The sequence below is a fragment of the Flavobacterium sp. ARAG 55.4 genome (assembly GCF_051846875.1).
Classification (GTDB): Bacteria; Bacteroidota; Bacteroidia; order Flavobacteriales; family Flavobacteriaceae; genus Flavobacterium; species Flavobacterium plantiphilum.
The window spans coordinates 69,960-92,607 of sequence record NZ_JBPYCT010000006.1 but is presented as its reverse complement, the minus strand read 5'-3'; the positions used below and the strand labels follow the sequence as shown (position 1 = coordinate 92,607).

15 protein-coding genes are annotated in these 22,648 nt (G+C 35.7%); 10 read left to right on the top strand and 5 right to left on the bottom strand.

All coding sequences use genetic code 11. The features are described 5' to 3' along the window. Positions 1–8: 8 nt before the first annotated feature. From ACSV4D_RS08735 to ACSV4D_RS08715, 5 genes are read right to left on the bottom strand one after another with little or no spacing between them, the layout of a single operon-like run. Entirely contained in the window at positions 9–773 is a 765-nt protein-coding gene (locus ACSV4D_RS08735) for an SDR family NAD(P)-dependent oxidoreductase (protein WP_439227935.1), read from the bottom strand. 10 nt (positions 774–783) lie between these two features. Further along, positions 784–1,974, bottom strand: a complete 1,191-nt coding sequence (locus ACSV4D_RS08730; RefSeq protein ID WP_439227933.1) for a UxaA family hydrolase — start codon at positions 1,972–1,974, stop codon at positions 784–786. Position 1,975: 1 nt separating this feature from the next. Further along, positions 1,976–2,251, bottom strand: coding sequence for a UxaA family hydrolase (locus tag ACSV4D_RS08725; RefSeq protein ID WP_439227931.1), 276 nt, complete (start codon positions 2,249–2,251; stop codon positions 1,976–1,978). 3 nt (positions 2,252–2,254) lie between these two features. Beyond that, on the bottom strand, positions 2,255–2,947 hold the full coding sequence (locus tag ACSV4D_RS08720) for an RraA family protein (RefSeq protein WP_439227930.1): 693 nt from the start codon (positions 2,945–2,947) through the stop codon (positions 2,255–2,257). A gap of 24 nt (positions 2,948–2,971) precedes the next feature. Beyond that, positions 2,972–4,378: a sugar porter family MFS transporter gene (locus ACSV4D_RS08715; protein WP_439227929.1), complete on the bottom strand. Its 1,407-nt coding sequence runs from the start codon at positions 4,376–4,378 to the stop codon at positions 2,972–2,974. 137 nt (positions 4,379–4,515) lie between these two features. On the opposite strand from ACSV4D_RS08715, the gene ACSV4D_RS08710 reads away from it, so the two are divergent. From ACSV4D_RS08710 to ACSV4D_RS08665, 10 genes are all read left to right on the top strand, one after another. Then, positions 4,516–5,382 carry an AraC family transcriptional regulator gene (locus ACSV4D_RS08710; RefSeq protein ID WP_439227928.1) on the top strand — a complete coding sequence of 289 codons (867 nt, stop codon included), beginning with the start codon at positions 4,516–4,518 and terminating at the stop codon, positions 5,380–5,382. A gap of 313 nt (positions 5,383–5,695) precedes the next feature. Next, positions 5,696–7,210: a sulfatase-like hydrolase/transferase gene (locus tag ACSV4D_RS08705; protein WP_439227927.1), complete on the top strand. Its 1,515-nt coding sequence runs from the start codon at positions 5,696–5,698 to the stop codon at positions 7,208–7,210. A 32-nt stretch (positions 7,211–7,242) separates the two neighbouring features. Then, the gene (locus ACSV4D_RS08700; protein ID WP_439227926.1) at positions 7,243–10,464 is read left to right on the top strand and encodes a glycoside hydrolase family 2 TIM barrel-domain containing protein; all 3,222 of its coding nucleotides are present in this window, start codon (positions 7,243–7,245) and stop codon (positions 10,462–10,464) included. 6 nt (positions 10,465–10,470) lie between these two features. After that, entirely contained in the window at positions 10,471–11,874 is a 1,404-nt protein-coding gene (locus ACSV4D_RS08695) for a sulfatase-like hydrolase/transferase (protein ID WP_439227925.1), read from the top strand. A gap of 362 nt (positions 11,875–12,236) precedes the next feature. Further along, positions 12,237–13,742, top strand: coding sequence for a sulfatase family protein (locus tag ACSV4D_RS08690; RefSeq protein WP_439227923.1), 1,506 nt, complete (start codon positions 12,237–12,239; stop codon positions 13,740–13,742). A 29-nt stretch (positions 13,743–13,771) separates the two neighbouring features. Further along, positions 13,772–15,397, top strand: a complete 1,626-nt coding sequence (locus ACSV4D_RS08685) for a sulfatase-like hydrolase/transferase (RefSeq protein WP_439227922.1) — start codon at positions 13,772–13,774, stop codon at positions 15,395–15,397. 7 nt (positions 15,398–15,404) lie between these two features. Continuing rightward, positions 15,405–17,213: an arylsulfatase gene (locus ACSV4D_RS08680; RefSeq protein WP_439227921.1), complete on the top strand. Its 1,809-nt coding sequence runs from the start codon at positions 15,405–15,407 to the stop codon at positions 17,211–17,213. A gap of 15 nt (positions 17,214–17,228) precedes the next feature. After that, positions 17,229–18,743, top strand: coding sequence for a sulfatase family protein (locus ACSV4D_RS08675; RefSeq protein ID WP_439227919.1), 1,515 nt, complete (start codon positions 17,229–17,231; stop codon positions 18,741–18,743). 327 nt (positions 18,744–19,070) lie between these two features. Next, entirely contained in the window at positions 19,071–19,286 is a 216-nt protein-coding gene (locus tag ACSV4D_RS08670) for a hypothetical protein (protein ID WP_439228039.1), read from the top strand. Between the two features lie 986 nt (positions 19,287–20,272). After that, on the top strand, positions 20,273–22,480 hold the full coding sequence (locus tag ACSV4D_RS08665) for a glycoside hydrolase family 3 C-terminal domain-containing protein (protein ID WP_439227918.1): 2,208 nt from the start codon (positions 20,273–20,275) through the stop codon (positions 22,478–22,480). Positions 22,481–22,648: the final 168 nt, after the last annotated feature.

Here is a 22,648-nt window from a genome sequence, read left to right as displayed (position 1 = left end):
TTTTTTATTTAAAATCCAACAGCAGCTCCGCCATCTACAGGAAGTAATACACCATTTACATAGGATGAAGCATCGGATCCTAAATAAATAGCGGCATTACCTATATCCTCAGGCTTACCAAATTCTTTAAATGGAATTCTGTTTAGAATTTTGTTTTTACGTTCGGCATCTTTATCTAATGCTTGGTGTAACATTTTAGATTTGATCCAACCGGGCGCAATTGAATTCACTCTTATACCATCCTCAGCATAATCGGCTAAAAGTCCTCTCATTAATCCTAACATAGCAGTTTTGGCACTGGTATATGCTACTACCTGTGTCATAGCCATAATGCCAGTCATAGAACTTATCATAATTATAGATCCTTTAATATCATAGCGTTTCATGGATTCCATAACCTCTCTGCTCAAGGTAAAAGCACTTAATAAATGGGTTTGAATCACGCTTAAAAAGGCATCATCTGTAGTTTTTGATGCTGGAGCTTTTAAGTGAATGCCCGCATTGTTTACCAAAATATGAATAGGACCTTGATTGTCTACTATCCTATTAATTAAATCTTTTATTTTTGACTGCTCGGTAATATCAAACACATAATACGACGCATTCGATCCTAATATAGCAACCGCTTCTTTTAATTGAGATTCCGTTCTACCAATAATAATAACTCTTGCTCCAGCTTCTGTATACGCTTTAGCAATTCCAAAACCAATTCCCGAACCACCTCCTGTGATTAGAGCTGTTTTTCCTTTTAAACCAAACTGAGGTATATTCATTCTAATAAAATTAAATAGGTAGGCAACCTGGTTCTAAATCGTTAAATGTTTTATAATTAAGTTGAAATTCTTGATGCAATAACGCTTCAGATTTTGATAAAGCACCATTGGCAACAGATATTATAGTTTTTTCCAGCGTTTTTGCAACCTCCTCTATAGTTTCGGTTCCCTCAACAATGGTTCCTGCATTAACGTCCATATCTTCTTCAAGGTTTATATACGTTTGCGGATTCGCGCAAATTTTAATTACTGGTGATATCGCAGAGCCTACCACCGAACCACGACCTGTTGAAAATAGCACTATTTGTGCCCCACAGGATATCAACTCTGCAATTTCTGCATTATCATTGGCATTAGGCCAACCAAATATAGGGTCACCATCTGGCACAACATCAAGTAAATACAATCCTGAATTTTCTGGTTGAATAGTTGGTTTTATAATACCGTCTATTTGTGAGTCGCCGCTCTTTATATATGCACCCATAGATTTTTCTTCTATTGTGGTTAAGCCTCCCTTAGCGTTCCCGTCAGAAAAACTACCTAATCCCATATTTTGGTAATAGGTTTTTGCTTTATCTACGGTTCTCACTAACATTTCCGCCAATTGGGGCGTTGCCGCTCTTTTTGCCATAATATGTTCACAACCAATAAGCTCGCCTGTTTCTTCAAATATAGCAGTAATGCCTTTTTTTAATAAATTATCAAAGGTTTTACCAATAACGGGGTTGGCGGTAATACCACTGGTTGCATCAGACCCCCCACAAATGGTTCCTATGCATAATTCATCAAAAGACATTGATACAACGGACATCTCTTTTAAGACGCTTAATTGCTCTTCTACCCATTGTCTACCTTTTTCTATAGATGTTCTACTCCCTTTGGATTCCTGAATTGTAATGGTTTTTACAGGCCGTCCAGAGGCTTGAATTGTTTTCTGTAAATTTTCTTTATTCAAATTTTCACAACCTAATGACATGATAAGAACCGCACCTACATTAGGATGTGTACAGAGGGCTTCCATCATACCATTGGCATAGGTATTTGGTGCGCACCCATGAAATCCAATAACATGCACGCCTTTATCTCTGTAAGGGTATTGTATTTCACGCGCTACATGATGTGCACACTCCACAGTATAAGCTACCAAAATATAATTTCTGATGCCCTTTTTACCATTTTGTCTTAAATATCCTTTTAGCATTTTATTTTGAAAATTGATTCATATACAGGCTTTCCATATTGTGTGTGTGAATATGACTGCCTTTTGAAATATTTTTAGTTGCAACTCCTATAGGAACACCGTACTTAACAACTTGTTCACTTTTATTAATCAATTTTAGTGCAATTTTATGTCCAAAATTGACGTCTTCAAGTAATTCAAACGTATCTGAGTTATAAGATATAGTATCTCCTCTTTTAAGGTTAGACAATGCTACTACTACATTATCAGACTCATGTAAACCAACAACTTTATTCATAGCTTACATTATACCAAATGTATTAAAAGCTTCTACGGTACTCATTCCGTTTTGCAAAGCCTCCAATACTATTTTTTCTCCTCTTGCTTTTCCAAGAGCTAAAGAAAAAGCTTCTTCTACAGCAACTTTAGGAACAATTAATACACCATCTCTATCTCCATAAATAACATCACCTGGATGTACTGGGATGCCTCCAAATTCAATAGGCAAGCCATAATCTACTACTTTACCTCGAGGTCCTTGATCTTGAGCGTAGGTACCCGCTGAAAAAGTTGGGTAATTTAACCTCAATATTTCGTTGGTATCCCTTGTAAAACCATTCACAACAGCGCCAGCAGCTCCTAATTTCATTGCTCTGGTACTCATTAGTCCACCCCACATTGCGTAGTTATAGGATCCTCCCGAGCAAATATAGACTTCGTTTTGCTTAAGACCGTCTAAAGCTTCAAACATCAATCCAAATGGTTTATTCATAATGGGATTTGCAGTTCCCTCTATTTTTTCGGCAAACACATCTGCCTCTAAGACGGGCATTGCTCTACCAATTACTACCATTTCCGAAGAAACTGGTTTTATTTGCTGGGGCAAAAACTGGTGTAACAACCCCATTTTATCCATAACATCACCTACTAAGGCAACAAATAATTCTTGTTTTGCTAGCTGAAATAGCTCATTGTCGTCTTTCCAAAGATTCATATTCTTATTGTATTTAATTTTAATCTAATTTAACCAAGAACGTTCTATATCTTCAATTGTTCTTCCTTTTGTTTCTGGCATTAAAAATTTCACAACCAACAGTAACAAGACAAGTTCGCCTGCAAACAGGAAGTAAATTACTCCCGGTGGGGTTATGGCTTCAATAACAGGGAAAACCTGAGCTACCAAAGCACTTGTTATCCAAATACAAACTGTTGCCAATGCAATGGCTTTTCCGCGGACCTGATTTGGAAAAATCTCTGATACTACTACAAATTTCACGGGGCCTATGGCACAGGCAAAAAAGGCAACAAAGGCATTAATAGCCACTACAATGGGCCACCCAGTAATATTGCTCATAAACAGAACACCTATAGCTATATGAGAAAGTAATGCCCCTATGGCTCCTACTGCCAATAATTTTCGCCTACCAGCAGAGTCAACAAAACCCAAGGCAAAAATGGTAGCTATAAAATTTACTATAGCAATGGATGCAAAACCTCCTAAAGAACCTCCTAGATCAAAACCAGCGCTTTCAAAAATCTGGGGGCCGTAATAGAATATAACAGACACCCCACAACCTTCTGATAATATACAAATAAGTATGGCAAGAATTAAAGGTTTTTTAAGTTTTTTTCCGAACAAATCTGCAAACTTCACAACACCTTCAGCGTTAAGCGTCTCCTTGATTTCCACTACTATTTCTTTAGCTCTTAAACTTCCATTTATTTTAGTTAATATGTTTTCTGCTTCAGCATTATAACCTCTTTTTACAAGCCATCTTGGGCTTTCGGGAATAAAAAAAGCACAGACTAAGAATAAAATTCCTGGAAGCGCTTCTGCCATAAACATTAAACGCCAGTTTTCATCTACTGCCAACCACTTCCAAAATTTAGAAAGTGTTGTTGAATTTGTATTAGACTCGGCAAAATTGAAAATGCTCCAATTGGCAAATACGCACATTACGATACCAATGGTAATGGTTAACTGGAAGAGTGTTACCATTCTCCCTCTTAAGTTTTCAGGAGCTACTTCAGAAATATATAATGGACAGACCATTGTGGCAGCCCCTATACCAAACCCACCAATTAACCTCGCAATGATTAAATCTATTGGTGTTGATGCCAGACCACTCCATACTGCCGAAATAAAAATTAAAACTGACGCCATCATCAAGGCTTTCCTTCTTCCAAAAGAATCAGAAATTGGACCAGCGATACCCGAACCAATAGCACACCCCCAAAGCACACAGCTTACATAAAACCCTAGTTCTGCTTTTGAAAAAGAAAACTGTTCTACTACTTGTGTATTGGTTCCTGATACTACAACCGCATCATAGCCAAAAAGTAAACCGCCACATGCGGCTACAATACATATAAACCATAAATATAAGGCTGACTTTCTTTCCAGTGGTGAAGCTACTTGATTCATTTAGTTTTATTAAAAATTTGTATTACAAAGATATGTTACGATGAATCAAATAATTTATCTCTTGTGACAAGAAATAACACTAAACTACCTAAAATAAAACTATATTATATGTATTTTTGAATAATTAAATCAATTAGATGAAACCACAATTAATTCAAGTTCCTAAACAGACTAGTACTTTATATATAATAAATGAAATTGTTCCCTATTTTTACAATCCTTTTCATTATCATAATAAATTAGAACTAACTTACATTTTAAACAGTGTTGGAACTCGGTTTATAGGTAATAACATGGAACGGTTCAAACCAGGAGAACTGGTACTTGTTGGTCCGTTATTAGCACATTGTTGGAAAAACGACCCTGAATATTTTGAAAAAGACCCTACTTTAAAGGCTCAAGCAGTAGTAGGACATTTTGATTTAAACTTTCTTGGAGAATCCTTCTGGAAAGTATCTGAAATGCAAGCGATAAATCAATTACTTGAGCAATCAAAACAAGGTATTCTCTTTAGTAAAAAAACTACTGAAAAAGTAAAATTAAAGTTACTAAAACTTGAGTCTTTATCTGAATCTAAAAAAATAATTGCGTTTTTAGATATACTCAGCATTTTGAGTGAAGATGAAAACAAACGCGTTTTAAGTTCAGCTTCGGTAAACCATCCTATTAACGATAAAAATCTTGATAGATTAAATAAAGTAATTAATTATATATCGAATAATTTTACCAATGACATAACCGTTGGAGAGCTTTCTGAAATAGCCCACTTGACCCCTAATGCATTTTGCAGGTATTTTAAAAAACATACACGCAAAACATTTAAAGCTTTTTTAAATGAATTGCGTGTAGATTATGCTTGCAGGTTAATGCAAGAAGAACAAATGAGCATGGCTGAAATAGGTTTCCAATCTGGTTTTAATAACACGTCTCATTTTATTAGAACATTCAAAAAGATAAAGGGTGTTTTACCTTTAAAATATAAAATAGCTATTGCAAAAATTTAATCTTCTATTCTATTCAAACTCTCCCTTAAACACTGTAGCTAAATCATTGGATATACAAATAAAGGTTGCTTCTGGTTTAAAGTAGTTCGTGATTACGGAGATTTAGAAGTAATATTTTTTGAATTATTAACCCTCAAAACACCACAAATACCATCTTAAAACCATTTGTATTATTTATAAAACCATTTGAAGGCTTAAATTTTAAACCAATTTAGAATCTTTGTAACGTTAGTTTTAGTTAGTTTGTTCACATATTAATACTCGCTCGGATTCTATTTGGAGCGAGTATTATTTTTTAATCAAAAAACCAATAATGAAATTTAAATTTTTTGCCGTAATCGTATGGACTGTATTATTGTATAATACCAAAATTAGATGTCAAAATAATTCACAAGGGAAGCCCAATATCGTTTTTATATTCACAGACGATCAAACTTATTCTTCAATCCATGCACTCGGAAACAAGGAAATTCAAACTCCCAATATGGATGCACTCGTTAAAAACGGAACTACTTTTACCCATGCCTATAATATGGGATCTTGGAGTGGAGCGGTTTGTGTAGCCTCCAGAGCAATGCTGATTTCAGGTCGTAGTGTTTGGCGCGCCAATGAAGTTAGTAAAGAATGGGCTAAAAATAAAAGTGTAGAAAAAACATGGGGAAAACTCATGGAACAACAAGGTTATGATACCTATATTACAGGTAAATGGCATGTGGATGCTCCTGTAGCTCAAGTGTTCCGGCATACTAAAAATATCCGTGCCGGAATGGCTGAGGATGGCTGGAATCATAGCAAAATGGTCGCGACTTTTGATTCTATCAGAAAAACTAAAGGTTCATTTGATGATGTTCGAATGCCGAACGGATACAATCGACCATTGAGCAAAAATGACACATCATGGCTGCCTTATGATAAAACTAAAGGTGGCTATTGGAAAGGTGGCAAACATTGGAGTGTCGTATTGAGAGATAATGCTATTGGTTATATCAACGAAGCAAAAACGAAAACCAATCCGTTTTTTATGTATTTGGCCTTCAATGCACCTCATGACCCTAGACAAGCACCAAAAGAATATCAAGATAAATATCCTTTAAATAAAATATCTGTACCACAAAGTTTCTTGCCTGAATATCCTTTTAGAAGAGATATGGGAAACAACAATGATTTGAGGGATGAGGCCTTAGCTCCTTTTCCTAGAACTGAATATGCAGTAAAAGTTCATACCCAAGAATATTATGCCAGCATTACTTATACTGATGAGCAAATAGGTTTAATTCTTGAGGCGTTAAAAAAATCTGGTAAAATGGATAATACCTATATCATTTTTACTGCCGATCATGGTCTGGCAATGGGGAGACACGGATTGTTAGGAAAGCAAAGTTTGTTTGACCACAGTGTTCGTGCTCCATTTGTAATGGTTGGTCCGGATATTCCAAAAAACAAAAAAGTAGATACAGATATTTATTTGCAAGATGCCATGGCAACCGCTTTGGATTTGGCCGGAGCTCCAAAACCAAAATATGTAGAGTTCAACAGTTTAATGGATTTAGCAAAAGGAAAAAAGACCAAAAGTAATTACAAAGCCATTTATGGTGCGTACTTAGATTTGCAGCGAATGATTCGTAAAGACGGATATAAATTAATCGTCTATCCTAAAATCAAAAAAGTATTGCTTTTTGATCTGAAAAAAGACTCAGAAGAAATAAATGATATTGCTGGCCTTCCAGCCAACAAAGAAAATGTAAAAACGCTATTTGCTGATTTACAGCAATTGCAAAAAGAAATGGACGATCCGTTAGATTTATCAGGAATACTTCAGTCATTATAATATTAAAATTACCATCTAAAAAAATATTTACATTGAATAAGTTAATATCCTTTTCGGTTCTTTTTTTATCTCTTAGTATTTTTTCTCAACAAAATGAATGGGAAAATCCAGCTGTTAATCAAATCAATAAAATGGCAGCACATGCTACCTTTTATTCCTATGAAAATGAGGCATTGGCCAAAGAAAATAACAGAGAAAAATCATCTTGGTTTCAATCCCTAAACGGAGATTGGAAATTCAGTTGGGCGCCCAAACCTGCTGATGCATCGACTAGTTTTCAGGAAAACAATTTCAATACTTCAAGCTGGAAAAACATTGATGTTCCTTCAAATTGGGAAATGAGAGGGTATGGAATTCCGATTTATACCAATTCGACCTATCCTTTTTTCAGTGATTTCCCATTTATCAATCACCATGACAATCCTGTAGGTCATTATGTAAAAACATTCGACCTCAATGATTCTTGGAAAGACAAAGATGTGATTTTACATTTTGGGGGTGTTTCTTCGGCCTTTTATGTTTGGGTAAACGGTACTTTTGTGGGCTATAGCGAAGATACTCGCTTACCTTCAGAATTTGACATAACAAAGCATCTTGTTAAGGGAAAGAACAAAATCGCCGTAAAAGTATATCGTTGGTCAGACGGGAGTTATCTCGAAGCTCAAGATCACTGGAGGATGAGCGGAATCGAAAGAGAAGTTTTCTTGCAAGCGGTACCAAAAGTTCGTTTGTCAAATTTCACCGTTCGTACCGATTTAGATAAAAATTATGAAAATGCCTCATTGCAAATTCGTCCTGCTTTTGTAGCCAATATTGCGAATAAATATATCGAAAAAGTAGGTCATTTTGGAGATAATCCTTTGCAAACCACCGTAGATAACTGGACACTTACAACCCAGTTATTAGATGCCAGAGGTGCTGCTGTAGGAGATGCCAATGTGATGAAGTTGCAAAAGTATTTTGGTGAATATTATCCGCAACGAGATAATGTTGATTTTGCCATGATTGAAACCCAAGTAAAGTCACCCAAAAAATGGTCTGCAGAAAACCCTTATTTATACACTTTATTATTCACTGTCAAAGACGACAAAGGTAACCCGATACAATATACAAGTACTAAAGTAGGATTTAGAGAAGTTGAAGTTGATAGTAAAGGACGTTTTTTAGTTAATGGAAATCCGGTGAAAATGATAGGTGTAAATCGTCATGATCATCATATGACAAACGGGAAAACGGTTTCAAGAGCCGATATGGAACGCGATGTACAGCTGCTAAAACAATTTAATTTTAATGCCGTTCGTACTTGTCATTATCCAAATGATCCTTATTTCTATGATTTGTGTGATTTGTACGGAATTTATGTTATGGATGAGGCAAATTTAGAGTCACACGGTAGTAGAGGCCGATTGGCAAATGAACCTGAATGGGCAAGTGCTTATCTTGAGAGAGCAATTCGCATGGTAGAAAGAGATAAAAATCATCCGTCAGTAGTTATTTGGTCTTTAGGAAACGAATCAGGAATGGGGCCTAACCATGCCGCTATGTCAGCTTGGATTAAAGAATTTGACCCTACTCGTTTTATTCATTATGAAGGAGCTCAAGGAGACAAGAATGATCCTCGATACCAAAAGAAATTTAATTCAAAAATGGCCAATCCAACTGACCCGAAATGGGTAGATATGTTGAGCCGAATGTATCCTACACCTCAGGAGTTGCAAGACTTGATAGACGAAACCAATTTTGATACCCGTCCGGTGGTGATGTGCGAATACGCACACTCTATGGGAAATTCTACTGGAAATATGAAAACCTACTGGGATGTGATTTACAAAAATGATCGAGCTTTAGGTGGTTATATTTGGGATTGGATTGATCAGGGATTGGTTAAAAAAGATAAAAACGGAAAAACATTCTTTGCCTATGGAGGTGATTTTGGTGATAAACCAAATTCTGGTAGTTTTTGTTTAAATGGAATCATTACTCCTGACAGAAACCCTAAACCGGCTACTTATGAGTGTAAGTATGTTAACCAACCAGCAGTTATTAGTCAAATAGACGCAAGCCGAGGCAAATTTGAAATTCTCAACCGTCACCATTCGGTAGATTTATCACAATATGAATTGGTTTGGAATCTTACCGAAAATGGAAAAACAATTCAATCGGGAACACTTGCCACTTTGGATACAAAACCTTTTCAAAAAGAGGCTTTGAATGTGAACTTGAAAAAAATAAATTTCAAGTCTGGAAATGAATATTTTATTACCATTCAAGGAAAATTAAGAGAAAATACGCTTTGGGAAAAGAAAGGTTATGTGGTTTTTGAAGAGCAATTTGCTGTTGAAAACCCAACAAAATTTGAGGTTAAATCAACGAAAACCGCTGCTTTAGAAGTAAATGAAACGTCTCAAAAGATAAACATCAGCAATAAAGCGGTGCAAATTGAAGTTGATAAAAAATCAGGTTATGTTAGCCAATTTAAATCAAACGGAATCGAAATCTTAGCGAGCCCTTTAAAATTGAACTTTTGGAGAGCCGAAACAGAGAATGATGAGGCATATCGTAATGCGAAAAAACTTTCAGCCGAATTGGATTGGATGAAGGCAGGAGATCGTTTTGAAGTGCAAAAAGTAACCGTTAACAACAGCGATAAGTCAAATGTTGTGGTTACGGTAAACGGAACAATTGCAAAGCCTAAAACGGCAATCACTTTAACATATACTATTCAAGGAGACGGTAAACTAAAAGTAGATTACTCCGCTAGCATTGATAAAAATGCACCGAATGTTCCCAAAATAGGAATGCAGTTTGATACCGATAATCAGTACCGAAATCTAACATATTTCGGGAAAGGACCTTTCGAAAACTATCAGGACAGAAATCTGGGATCAAAAGTAGGCTTGTATAGCGGTGATGTATTTACTATGAATCAAAGCTATATATATCCGGAAGAATACGGAAACCGTATGGACACCCGTTGGTTCTCGATAGCAAACAAATCAGGGAAAGGGATTGAAGTTACCCAAGAAAACAAGTTGTTAAACTTCAGTGTTTTGCCTTACAGTACATATAACTTACAAGAGGCCAAACACACCAATGAGTTGGAAGACAGAAAAGTAGTAACTGTAAATATTGATTTGATTCAAATGGGAATTGGTGGAGATGACACTTGGTCTAAAAGAGCAGAACCACATCCTGAATATTTAATCAAGCCCGGAACCTACTCCTATTCTTTTTATATTAATGCAAAAAAATAATAACTATTGAAAACTAAAATTGCTTTAGCATTATTAGTGTTATCGGGAGCTTTTTTTTCGAACACCATTAGCGCCCAAAAAAAGAATAGGCAAAAGCCCAATATCATTGTAATCCTGACCGATGACCAAGGTTGGGCAGATGTGGGCTTCAATGGCGCTACGGATATCCCTACACCCAACTTAGACCGAATTGCCAAGGAGGGAACCATCTTTTCTAACGGTTATGCGTCACATCCCTATTGCAGTCCTTCCCGTGCCGGATTGATGACAGGGCGCTATCAGGCACGTTTTGGTCACGACTGTAATATTGCCGATGATGGAGTAGATAACCCGACAGTAGGTACACCGCTTTCAGAAAAAATGATAGCTGAAGCCTTAAAAGAACAAGGATACCGTACTAGCGCTATTGGGAAATGGCATTTGGGTGACCATCCTGATTTGTATCCTACCAAGCAAGGCTTTGACCACTGGTTTGGTTTCCCTGGTGGAGGCATGAATTATTGGGGTACGTCAACGGATGCTATTCATACCGTTTACCGAAACGAAATTCCGGTTCCTGAAACTGAATTAACCTATTTGACTGATGATTTTACAGAGGAAGCCATAAAATTTATCACCAAAAAAGATCAAAAACCGTTCTTCATTTACCTGGCTTACAATGCGCCTCATGCTCCTGATCAAGCTACCAAGCAATATCTGGACAACACCAAACACATTGAGTACGGGGGGCGTAGCGTGTATGCCGCTATGGTAAATGCTGTCGATGTAAATGTCGGCCGCATTGACTCTACATTGGTAGCAAAAAAGATGAAAGACAATACCATCATTGTGTTTTTGAGTGATAACGGTGGCCGAGCAGAACTTGCCGATAACAGACCTAACCGTGGGCATAAAGGGATGATCTTTGAAGGGGGTATCAAAGTGCCTTTTTTCATGACATGGAAAAATGGATTAAAAGGAAATCAAGTTTATTCAAATGTGATTTCTTCATTGGATTTATTCCCAACTTTTTTGGATGCCGCAGGAGCTGATTTTCGTAAAGAAAAACAATTAGACGGTACTAGTTTGTTGCCGTATGTTAGAGGAGAAAATAAAGGCAAGCCTAATAACTTGTTGTTTTGGCGTTCGGTAGGTGGTTTTGAATATGCTGTCCGTAAGGGAGATTTTAAGTTGTATAAAAGTGCTTATAAGGGGAAAACTATGCTTTTTAATCTCAAAAGTGATGCTTTAGAACGTAATGATATTGCCCAAACTAATCCTGAAATTGTTTCTGATTTGGAACAGGAATATAAAAAATGGGATGCCATAAATATCGCCCCGGCTTGGATTGACCCTCATCCTGAAAACGTGATGAAAGAAGAAAAAGTTTTCCAGGAAATAAGACAAAAATCTTTAAAAAAGGTAAAGTAATTCTAATTATATAATTTGAAAAATTAACCACAACAACTCTCTAGTTTTAGTGGTTTTTTTGCTGCCTATTCTTTTTTATTCATAGGAGAGTTTAGGTTATTATGTTTCCGATATTATGTAGAGGAACCATTTGTGCCATAGTTTTTAGTTCTAAACTCTTCATAGAAACGGATTGGAATTATTTTTATAGAAAAACTATTATTATTCGTTTTGGATAGTTTTTGTTCAAATATTTTGTATTGTAATTAATTAAGATAACATGTTTGGCTCAAAAAATAAACATTTGTTGTAGTCTATAAGTCATATCATTTGTCGTTTTTAAATGAGAATAACGAATTTTATCTTTTTAAAATTCAGATTAAATGATAAAATCAACTTTTTTTAGTTCAAAATCAATTATGGTTTTGATTCTCAGTTTTATAGGTTTTTGCGCAATCCAAGCTCAGGAAAAACCTAATTTCATTGTAATTGTTGCAGACGATTTAGGTTATGCAGATGTTGGGTTTACAGGATGTAAAGATATTCAAACGCCTAATATTGACAGACTAGCCAATAATGGAGTTGTTTTTAATAATGCTTATGTGACACATCCATATTGTGGGCCATCCAGAGCAGCATTAATTACGGGAAGGTATCAAGCACGTTTTGGGATGGAAATTAATTTAACTTTCTCTCCTTTTGATATGCAAAACGGATTGCCTGTTTCAGAAAAAACATTTGCCGACAGATTAAAACCAGCGGGTTATCATACGGGAGTTATTGGAAAATGGCATTTGGGAGCCGCTTATCCATTTCATCCTAAAAATAGAGGTTTTGATTATTTTTATGGATTTCTAGCTGGAGGACATTCTTATTTTCCTGAAAGTGTCGATACTACCTGGCCATTATATACTAAAAAAGGGACAGCAGATTACAGTGCTAATGAAGGATGTTATTGGCCTTTGGTGCGTAATAATAATACAGCAGAATTTAATGAATATTTAACTACGGCATTAAGTAGAGATGCTGCCAAATTTGTAACAGAAAGTAAAGATCCATTTTGTTTGTATTTGGCTTATAATGCACCGCATTCACCATTGGAAGCTCCAAAAGAATTAATTGCTAAGTATGCTCATATTAAACACAAAGAGAGAAGAGTATATGCGGCTATGATTGATGCTATGGATCAAGGAATTGGTATGGTAGTAGATGCCTTGGAAAAATCAGGTAAACTGGATAATACAGTCATATTTTTTCTTTCCGATAATGGAGGAATTGTTAATCATAGTAGACCTGAGAATGAACCAAGACTAGATCATAATGATTGGGGAGATAATTTCCCTTTTAGAGGTGGTAAAGGAAGTTTATTGGAAGGAGGTCATCATGTTCCATTTTTTGTTCATTGGCCTAAAGGGTTGAAATCAGGTATAAAATATGATTTGCCTATTTCGTCTTTAGATATTGCAGCCACTATGGTTGCATTAGGTAATGGTGATACTAATGGCGAAAAATTAGAAGGAGTCAATTTAGTACCTTTTGTTCAGGGGAAAAGTAAAGCTGTTCCACATGAAGCCTTGTTTTGGCGTATGGATAGTGGGTCAAGCTGGGCTGTACGTACTCCTGAGGCTAAATATTTTAAAATGGGTAAAGAAAATCCAGTACTCGTTGATATAAAAAAAGATCCATACGAGAGCAAAAATGTTATTGAGAATAAACTTGATGAAAGAAAAAGATTGGCTAAGTTATGGAATGAATGGAATGCTCAAAACCAACCTAGCAAATATTTGCAAGCCAATGAGTATCAAAAGCAACGTTTGAAATTCTATGAAGATATGAGAAAACGTTTGGATAAAGAAGCGGAAAATATGAAGCCATTGATTATAGATTAATGACTATACTAAATACCATAGTTGAAAAAATGAAATACAATTTTTTAAATCTGTTATTGTTATCAGTTTTATTTTGTTCTAATGTAGAAGCACAAGAAAAACCTAATATTATTGTCCTTTTTGCTGATGACATCAGCGCAAGAGAGTTGCCTGTTTATGGATCTACCGTATGGAGTGATTTACATGGCGGAGATACTTCGGATAAAAATTTAAGAGCTTTCACTCCGGTATTGGACAAAATAGCAAACGAAGGTTGTTTTATTAAAACTGCTTGGGCAGCGACAATATGTGGTCCTAGCCGTGCGATGATGATGACGGGTCGTTATGCGCATCTGCATAAATGGTGGTTTAATACTGATAAAGGAAAAGCTCCTGATGGTAAAAAAACTTGGGATTTATATGATAGTTCTCCTCATACGATAGCCCATATTGCTAAAAAAGGTGGATATGCTACTTTTTGGGCTGGTAAAACTCAAATGAATATTGAAGGATTTAAATTTGATGAAGGATGTTTTACACCTGGTGGGGAAACAAGTGAAAAAGCTTCTACGACTGATGCCTACAGTGATTTCAGATTGGAAACGAAAAAAATTGATGGGCAAAAGAAGCTAATTAATATTGACACAGGAAAAGAAGTTGCAAAAGGATATGCTCAATCGAGTTGGTATTGGAAACCTAATGTACAATTACTAAATAATCCTAAAGCGTCTTCTGCTTTAGAACGTTGGCCAAATAACAAAGTAGCTATCGATACTTTTGGTTTAAGTACATATGGTCCTGATGTGGAATTGAACTTCATTTTTGATTTTATGGAACGTAAGCATAAAAGTAAAACTCCATTTTTCGTATACCACACCAGTCATTTAGGACATGATGCCTTTGATTTCTTAAATCCAGAATCTGGTAATAAATGGCCAGGTACTCCCAAAGTAACTTGGGACGGAAAAAAATATTCCCGTTTAAAACCTCATGTTACTGGTGACAACGGGGTTTACGATTCACATGGAACAATTACTGGCTCAGGCATTTACAATCACGTAAATTATTTAGATTATCAGATTTGGTTGTACATGAAAAAACTCAAAGAATTAGGAGAAGAAAATAATACCATTTTTATTTTCTGTGCTGATAATGCTACTAGTGGTTACGGAAAAGCAATAGCAACCAGTCAGAAAGGAACTCATGTACCTCTTATCATTTATGCTCCAGGAATGAATTTAACTAAAAAAGGAGAGCAGGATATTCTAGCTAACATTTCCGATGTTCTACCTACAATTGCGGATATTGCTGGAGTAAAAATCCCTGATAATTATGAAATTGACGGAAAAAGTTTAGTTCCATTTTTAACTACAAAACAAGACAAACACCGTGATTGGATATATGGATATCAAAAAGAATTTCAAATTATTCGTGGAAATTTAGTGTTAAGAGATGGTAAAGACATTTGGTATGATGTAAGTAAAAATCCTGCCGATTTAATTAGTTTTCCTAAAATAACAGATTGGAGTACAGTTTCTGAAGCCCATAGAAAAGAGAGAGATGAATTGCAAGCGATATTGCCAAAATTCAATAAACATGATACGGAACATGATGCTCCAAAAGATGGAATTGTTAAAGTTGATCCTTTAGAAGTAGTTAAGAAAAAGAAAAAATAATTTTAAAATGAGCTTAAACAAAAACATACAATTAAATTACAGTAGCGTATTTTATACGTTACTGTTTTTGTTATTTTCTGTAGGCGTTATAACTGCTCAAAAAAAGCCTAACGTCATTTTAATTTTAACTGATGATCAAGGAATTGGAGATTTGGGCTGCGAAGGAAATCCTTGGCTCAAAACCCCAAACATAGATGCTTTTTACAAAGAATCGATTCGAATGACTGATTTTCATGTAAGTCCGATGTGTACTCCCACACGCGCAGCAATTATGACAGGTAGATACCCCATAAACAATGGAGCTTGGGCAACTTATAAAGGGAGAGATGCATTATCAAAGGACCAATTGACAATGGCAAATGTATTTAAACAGAATGGCTATACAACAGGATTGTTTGGAAAATGGCATTTAGGAGATAATTATCCAACAAGACCAACAGATGTTGGTTTTGATGTAGCCATACATCATAAAGCGGGCGGAGTAGGCGAATTATCAGATTATTGGGGCAATAGCTATTTCAACGATGTGTATTACGTCAATAACGAGCCTAAGCCATTTGAAGGCTATTGCACTGATGTTTGGTTTAAAGAAGCAATTAAATTCATGAAGCAAAGGAAAAAAGAGGACAATCCTTTCTTTGTTTATTTAGCGCTTAATGCTCCTCATGATCCTTGGCTTGTTGATGAAAAATATTCAAAACCATACAAAAAACTGGAAGGCACAAAAATTAATAATGCCAATTTTTATGGAATGATTGCTAATATTGATGAAAATTTTGGAAAACTTCAACAATTTTTAAAAAACGAGAAATTACTCGAAAATACTATTGTTATATATATGTCTGACAATGGTACAAGTGGCGGAATTAGTCGTGATGGTAAAGAAATTGGCTACAACAAAGGTTTTAGAGGAATTAAAGGTACAAAAACCGAGGGAGGACATCGGGTACCGTTTTTTATTCGTTGGCCCAACGGAAAGATTAAAGGAGGAAAAGACATAAATGAGCTTGCTGCTCATGTAGATCTTATTCCAACCTTGGCCAATTTATGTCAAATGTCTGTTCCGGAAAAAATGAAATTAGATGGAGTCGATTTTTCAAAACTATTACGCCATCCAAAAGAAGAAACACTAGCTAATAGATCTGTTTTTGTACATCACCGTCAAGATTGGCGTCCACCAATGGATGTAAACCAAAGCTGTATTTTAAAAGAGAATTGGCGACTAGTAAACGGAACCGAATTGTATGATATTGCAAAAGACCCACATCAAGACAATAATGTAGCGGGAATTTATCCGGATATCGTAAAACAGCTTTTAAATCAGAATACTGAATTTTTAAATGTTTCGAAGAAAAATCCAGAATACAACGAACTACCTGTAAATGTAATTGGAAATAAATCGCAACCAGAAATAAAATTAACCATTCAACACGCAATTGGTGAGGATGGAGGTATTTGGAAATGCGAACAAGTAGCTGAGGGAATGAAGAATAAAAACAATACGCATGCTATTGAGATTGAAGAAGAAGGCGATTATTTAATCTCTTGTTGCCGATGGCCTAAAGAATGTTCGGGAACAATTTTAGGAACGCCAAATGAAAATATAAAAAACAGGTTTCAGTACCAAAAGATTAGACCAAGCAAAGTCCAGATTAGTATCGCCAATCAAATATTGGAAAAAGAAATTAAACCGACGGATGAGGAAGTGGTGTTTAAAGTTCATTTAAAAAGAGGAAAAACCTTATTGAGAAATGATTTTATTGAAGGAAAAGAAAGTTATGGTGTGTACTATACCTACATCAGTAAGTGCAATTAAATTAAAAAGACAACTATGAAAAGAACTCTTTTTTTGAGTTTAAAAATCTTTGTGATTGTGGTTTTTAGCATAATCAATCCTAGCAATTTACAGGGGCAGGAAAAGCCTAATTTTATTGTCATACTTGCCGATGATTTGGGCTACAATGATGTAGGATTTACAGGGGCCAAGGATATCATGACCCCAAATTTAGATCGATTGGCTAAGAATGGAGTGGTATGCAATAATGCCTATGTAACACACCCTTATTGTGGTCCCTCACGTTCAGACCTGATTACAGGAAGATACCAAGCTCGATTTGGTATGGAAATTAATCTGACCTTTTCGCCTTTTGACTCTCAAAATGGTTTGCCGGTTTCTGAAAAGACTTTTGCAGATCGATTGAAAACTGCAGGATATCGTACTGGTGTCATCGGAAAATGGCATTTGGGTGCTGCTTATAATTTCCATCCAAACAATAGAGGTTTCGATTTCTTTTATGGATTTTTATCGGGAGGACATTTTTATTTTCCTAACAGTGTTAATACTATTTGGCCTTTATACACCAAGAATGGTACGGCAGATTATAGTGCAAATGAAGGCTCGTACTGGCCGTTAATGCGCAATAATAACACAGGGGAGTTTAATGAGTACCTAACTACAGCCTTGAGTCGTGACGCTGCCAAATTTGTAAAGGAAAGCAAAGACCCTTTTTGTTTGTATTTGGCCTACAATGCACCTCATTCGCCCCTCGAAGCACCAAAAGAAGTGATAGATAAGTATGCACACATCCCTCAGAGAGAAAGAAGAATCTATGCGGCTATGATTGATGTCATGGACCAGGGAATAGGAATGGTGTTAAAATCATTGGAAGAATCAGGCAAACTAGATAATACAGTAATCTTTTTCCTTTCGGATAATGGAGGAATTATTGACTATACACGTCCTGAAGGTCAACCTAGAAGAGAACGTAGCGACTGGGGGGATAATACACCTTTCAGAGGGGGAAAAGGCAGTTTACTTGAAGGAGGAAATCACGTTCCTTTTTTAGTACACTGGCCCAAAGGTTTGAAAGGAGGAAAAACCTATGACCTGCCTATTTCGGCCTTAGATATTGCCGCAACGATGGTCGCTTTAGGTAAGGGTGATACCTCGGGCGAAAAACTGGAAGGCGTCAATTTGATACCTTATGTACAAGGAAAAAATAAAGGTGTACCGCATGAAGCAATTTATTGGAGACTAGACGGGGGAAGTAGCTGGGCGGTGCGTACCCCAGAGGCAAAGTACCTTATGATGAGAGGAGTTAATAAGGGAAGCCAAATGCTAGTAGACATGGTTAAGGATCCTTACGAGCACAAAAATGTTATTGATGAGAAACCCCAAGTCCGAAAAAAATTAGCCAAATTATGGAATGACTGGAATGCTCAGAACCAACCCAACAAATATTTACAGGCAAATGAATATCAAAAACAACGTTTGCAATTTTATGAAGATATGAGAAAGAACTTGGATGAAGAAGCTGCAAGAAAGAAACCATTAATAATTGATTAAAGTATGCAAGTAAGCCTACCAATAAACGCAATAATTTTTCGTATCTAGAAAATATTATCCCACTATAAAATGAATTTTAACTCTAAACATGTTCACAAAGGATTAGTAGCTTTTTTTATTGCCTCTACTTCTTTTGCCTAAAAGTCGATTTTTCTTTTCAAAATAATAATTTACCCATTGAAAATAAAGCAAGATTCTTAGTGTCACAAATGACCATTTAAGAAAATCAATTAATTTAAAAACGGAGCTACTGCCATACCAAAGTTAAAGGTTCCCGATTACGATTGGTGGAATGAAGCACTGCACATGGTATAAAGAAACGGAAAAGTGACTATCTTTCCTCAGGCAATTGCTTTGGGATCGACTTTTGATCCCAAATTAACAGAAAGGCTAGCCTCGGCTATATCCATCGAAGCACGTGCTCAATATAGTATTTTTCAAAAAAATAGCAATCAAAGTATGCTTATTCCGTCAAATCCTGATGTGAAAACAGGGACGAATTATCCGTGTTCTTTGACTTCTCTATTGAAATCAGAAAAATAATTTATAACACAAAACTGGGGTATTGTTTTAAACTAATTTTCTCTTATTTTTGAAAAAAGGCTCCGATTATAAAACCGAAGCCTGACTTTTCTATTTATACACTTTATGGGATAGTTTCTCATTTTAATCAAAAAATTGTATGTCTTTAAAAAACGCTCTTAGTTGCAGGCTCTACTTTGTGTAAGCACAACTATTTGGGCTATACTAGTTGTTATCTTTTTTTCATCGTATGTATTGTTCTGCCCTTATTAATTTGTTTATCGCTACTAACTTATATCAGATGTCCTTTTTTGAGTGAGTTGTGACTTAAATCTTAGATTCAATGAAAACAGGTTTCATAATGAATAATATTTTGTCTACGAAACACTATAAAAAAGACATACATTGTACATTTTTAGTCATACCGTACTCGCTTTGAATTTAGAAATGGGGAATTTTACAATCATTAATAGAAATTTCGACGGCTCCTCATAAAATATGTTGCCGTAAATTCATAAGAGCTGTAATCCACATAATAAATTAGCTGAATAGCGATGAAATTAAATACTTTATTTAAAATTAAAACAATTTCTACTTTGTTATTCGTAACCGTATTTTTTGCAGGACAAAACCAAGAGAAACCTAGTTTTATAATTATCCTTTCAGATGATTTAGGTTATAATGATGTAGGATTTACAGGTTTTAAAAAAATTTACACACATTCCTGTGGAAAGACAAACTATAAAGACATCAATGGTTGTAGACTATGTCAACCAATATACACAATCTTGTCTCACTGAAATTATTTCACTTATACCGCTAATTACATCACCTAACAACATACAATAAAAATGCGTCCTTATAAAAATCAACTTGTCAACAAAAAATAATTAATATTTGAAACTAGTTTTGTATATGAAATCATTAATTTTGTTTATTCATAATTGTAATGAATCAAAAAGGCTCGTTGATCTGACCTACAAAAAGACTTTATTATAAAAATACAAATGATAAAAAGTACTCTATACAAAAAAATAAGTATCGCCTCAATGGTCTTAGTAACCATGAGTGGAACGGCACAAAATGTAGATTTTTCTTTCCAAAACAACAATTTGTCAATTGAGAGGAGAGCCGAAATTTTGGTGTCACAAATGACAACCGAAGAAAAAATTAACCAGTTGAAAAATGGTGCAGCGGCCATACCACGCTTGAAAGTGCCCGATTATGACTGGTGGAACGAAGCGCTTCACGGTATTGGTAGAAACGGAAAAGCAACTATTTTCCCGCAAGCTATTGCTTTGGGAGCCACTTTTGACCCTCAATTGGCAGAAAGAGTTGCTTCGGCAATTTCGACAGAAGCACGTGCTAAATATAGTATTTCTCAAAAAAATGGCAATCACAGTAAATATTCTGGATTGACTTTTTGGACGCCCAATATCAATATTTTTAGAGACCCAAGATGGGGTCGTGGTCAAGAAACCTATGGTGAAGATCCGTTTTTAACGGCTCGAATTGGAGTTGCTTTTGTAAAAGGATTGCAAGGAAACGATCCCAAATATTTGAAATCTGCTGCCTGTGCTAAACATTTTGCTGTTCATTCGGGCCCTGAGAATGTCCGTCATGAATTTAATGCAGAACCTTCTAAACAAGATTTATATGAAACCTATTTGCCTGCTTTTGAAGCCTTGGTCAAAGAGGCAAAAGTAGAAGGAGTAATGGCTGCTTATAATGCCGTTTATGGCAAACCAGCTTGTGCGAGTGATTTTTTATTGAAAGAAACTTTAAGAGATAAATGGAAATTTGATGGCTATATAACGTCAGATTGTGGTGCTGTGAGTGGAGTTTCGGGCAAATTAAAATATGTAAAAACGGCGGCAGAAGCGGCAGCTGTTTCTTTAAAAGCAGGAACCAATTTGGAATGTGGTACAACCTACGATCAATTGAAAAAAGCGATTAAAGAAGGTTTTATAACAGAACAAATCATTCATGAAAGAACAGTCCAACTTTTTAAAACCCGTTTTAGATTGGGAATGTTTGACGAATCGGGTACTGATAATCCGTATTTAAATTATGGTTTGGAAAAAATTCATAGTCCTGAGCATATAGCACTTGCAAGAGAAGTAGCGCAAAAATCGATTGTATTGCTGAAAAACAAAAACAATATATTACCCCTGTCAAAAGACATCAAAATACCTTACGTGACAGGACCTTTTGCCAATTCAAATGATATGTTAATGGGAAGCTACTACGGCGTAACCTCTGGCATGGTTACTATTTTGGAGGGAATTGCAGATGCGGTTTCTCCTAGTGCTTCTTTAAACTATAGGAGCGGTGTGTTACCTTTTCACAAAAATATTAACCCAAAAAACTGGGCTCCTTTTGAAGCGGGTGAATCAGATGTTACAATTTGTGTAGTAGGTTTGACTGCCGATAGAGAGGGAGAGGAAGTAGATGCGATTGCTGCCGAGAATGTAGGAGATAAAAACGATTTGAAATTACCACAAAGCCAAATTGATTATGTACAAGAAGTGGCGTCCAAGATCAAAGGCAAGCCATTAATTTTGGTAATAGCCAGCGGAAGTCCGGTTTCACTAGAAGGGATCGAAGAGCTATGTGATTCAATCGTACAGATTTGGTACCCAGGAGAACAAGGGGGCAATGCAGTTGCCGACGTACTTTTTGGAGACATTTCACCATCGGGACATTTACCATTGACTTTCCCTAAAAATATCAAGCAATTGCCAGCTTATGAAGATTATTCGATGAAAGGTCGCACGTATAAGTACATGACCGAAGAGCCAATGTACCCCTTTGGATTTGGTTTGACCTATTCAAAAACAGAATTTAATAATCTAAAATTATCTTCGGATAAAGTGAAGAGCTATAGTTCTTTATCAGCTTCTATAGAAGTAATAAACAGCGGTAACTATGATATTGACGAAGTGGTACAACTTTACATTTGTCCAGTTGACCATAAAGATGGCGTTCCTTTTAAAACTTTAAAAGCTTTTGAACGTGTTGCATTGAAAAAAGGAGAACGTAAAACGGTTTCATTTACTATAGCTCCGGAGCAATTGAAGTTTGTTAATGAAAAAGGAGAGAAAATATGGCGCAAAGGCGACTATAAAATAGTTATAGGGAATGCATCACCTGGAGATTTAAGTGTAAAACTAGGATCTGCTGTACCACAAGAGACTATGCTTAGGCTGAAATAAAACTGGTGAAAATGAATTTATAGAACTGAAATCCACTTATCAACTTTGTTTCTGATAATGATTTTTTTTTCGTGTTGAACGAATGTTAAAAAATATCAGAGCGCTTTCTATAAAAAATTTACTTTTTCAGAACGTTTTGATTGTGATTTGAGTCTCGAATAAGGGAAT

Coding starts and splice junctions, on each gene's coding strand:
- ACSV4D_RS08735 (WP_439227935.1), bottom strand. CDS start 773: ATGAATATACCTCAGTTTGGTTTAAAAGGAAAAACAGCTCTAATCACA.
- ACSV4D_RS08730 (WP_439227933.1), bottom strand. CDS start 1,974: ATGCTAAAAGGATATTTAAGACAAAATGGTAAAAAGGGCATCAGAAAT.
- ACSV4D_RS08725 (WP_439227931.1), bottom strand. CDS start 2,251: ATGAATAAAGTTGTTGGTTTACATGAGTCTGATAATGTAGTAGTAGCA.
- ACSV4D_RS08720 (WP_439227930.1), bottom strand. CDS start 2,947: ATGAATCTTTGGAAAGACGACAATGAGCTATTTCAGCTAGCAAAACAA.
- ACSV4D_RS08715 (WP_439227929.1), bottom strand. CDS start 4,378: ATGAATCAAGTAGCTTCACCACTGGAAAGAAAGTCAGCCTTATATTTA.
- ACSV4D_RS08710 (WP_439227928.1), top strand. CDS start 4,516: ATGAAACCACAATTAATTCAAGTTCCTAAACAGACTAGTACTTTATAT.
- ACSV4D_RS08705 (WP_439227927.1), top strand. CDS start 5,696: ATGAAATTTAAATTTTTTGCCGTAATCGTATGGACTGTATTATTGTAT.
- ACSV4D_RS08690 (WP_439227923.1), top strand. CDS start 12,237: ATGATAAAATCAACTTTTTTTAGTTCAAAATCAATTATGGTTTTGATT.
- ACSV4D_RS08685 (WP_439227922.1), top strand. CDS start 13,772: ATGAAATACAATTTTTTAAATCTGTTATTGTTATCAGTTTTATTTTGT.
- ACSV4D_RS08680 (WP_439227921.1), top strand. CDS start 15,405: ATGAGCTTAAACAAAAACATACAATTAAATTACAGTAGCGTATTTTAT.
- ACSV4D_RS08675 (WP_439227919.1), top strand. CDS start 17,229: ATGAAAAGAACTCTTTTTTTGAGTTTAAAAATCTTTGTGATTGTGGTT.
- ACSV4D_RS08665 (WP_439227918.1), top strand. CDS start 20,273: ATGATAAAAAGTACTCTATACAAAAAAATAAGTATCGCCTCAATGGTC.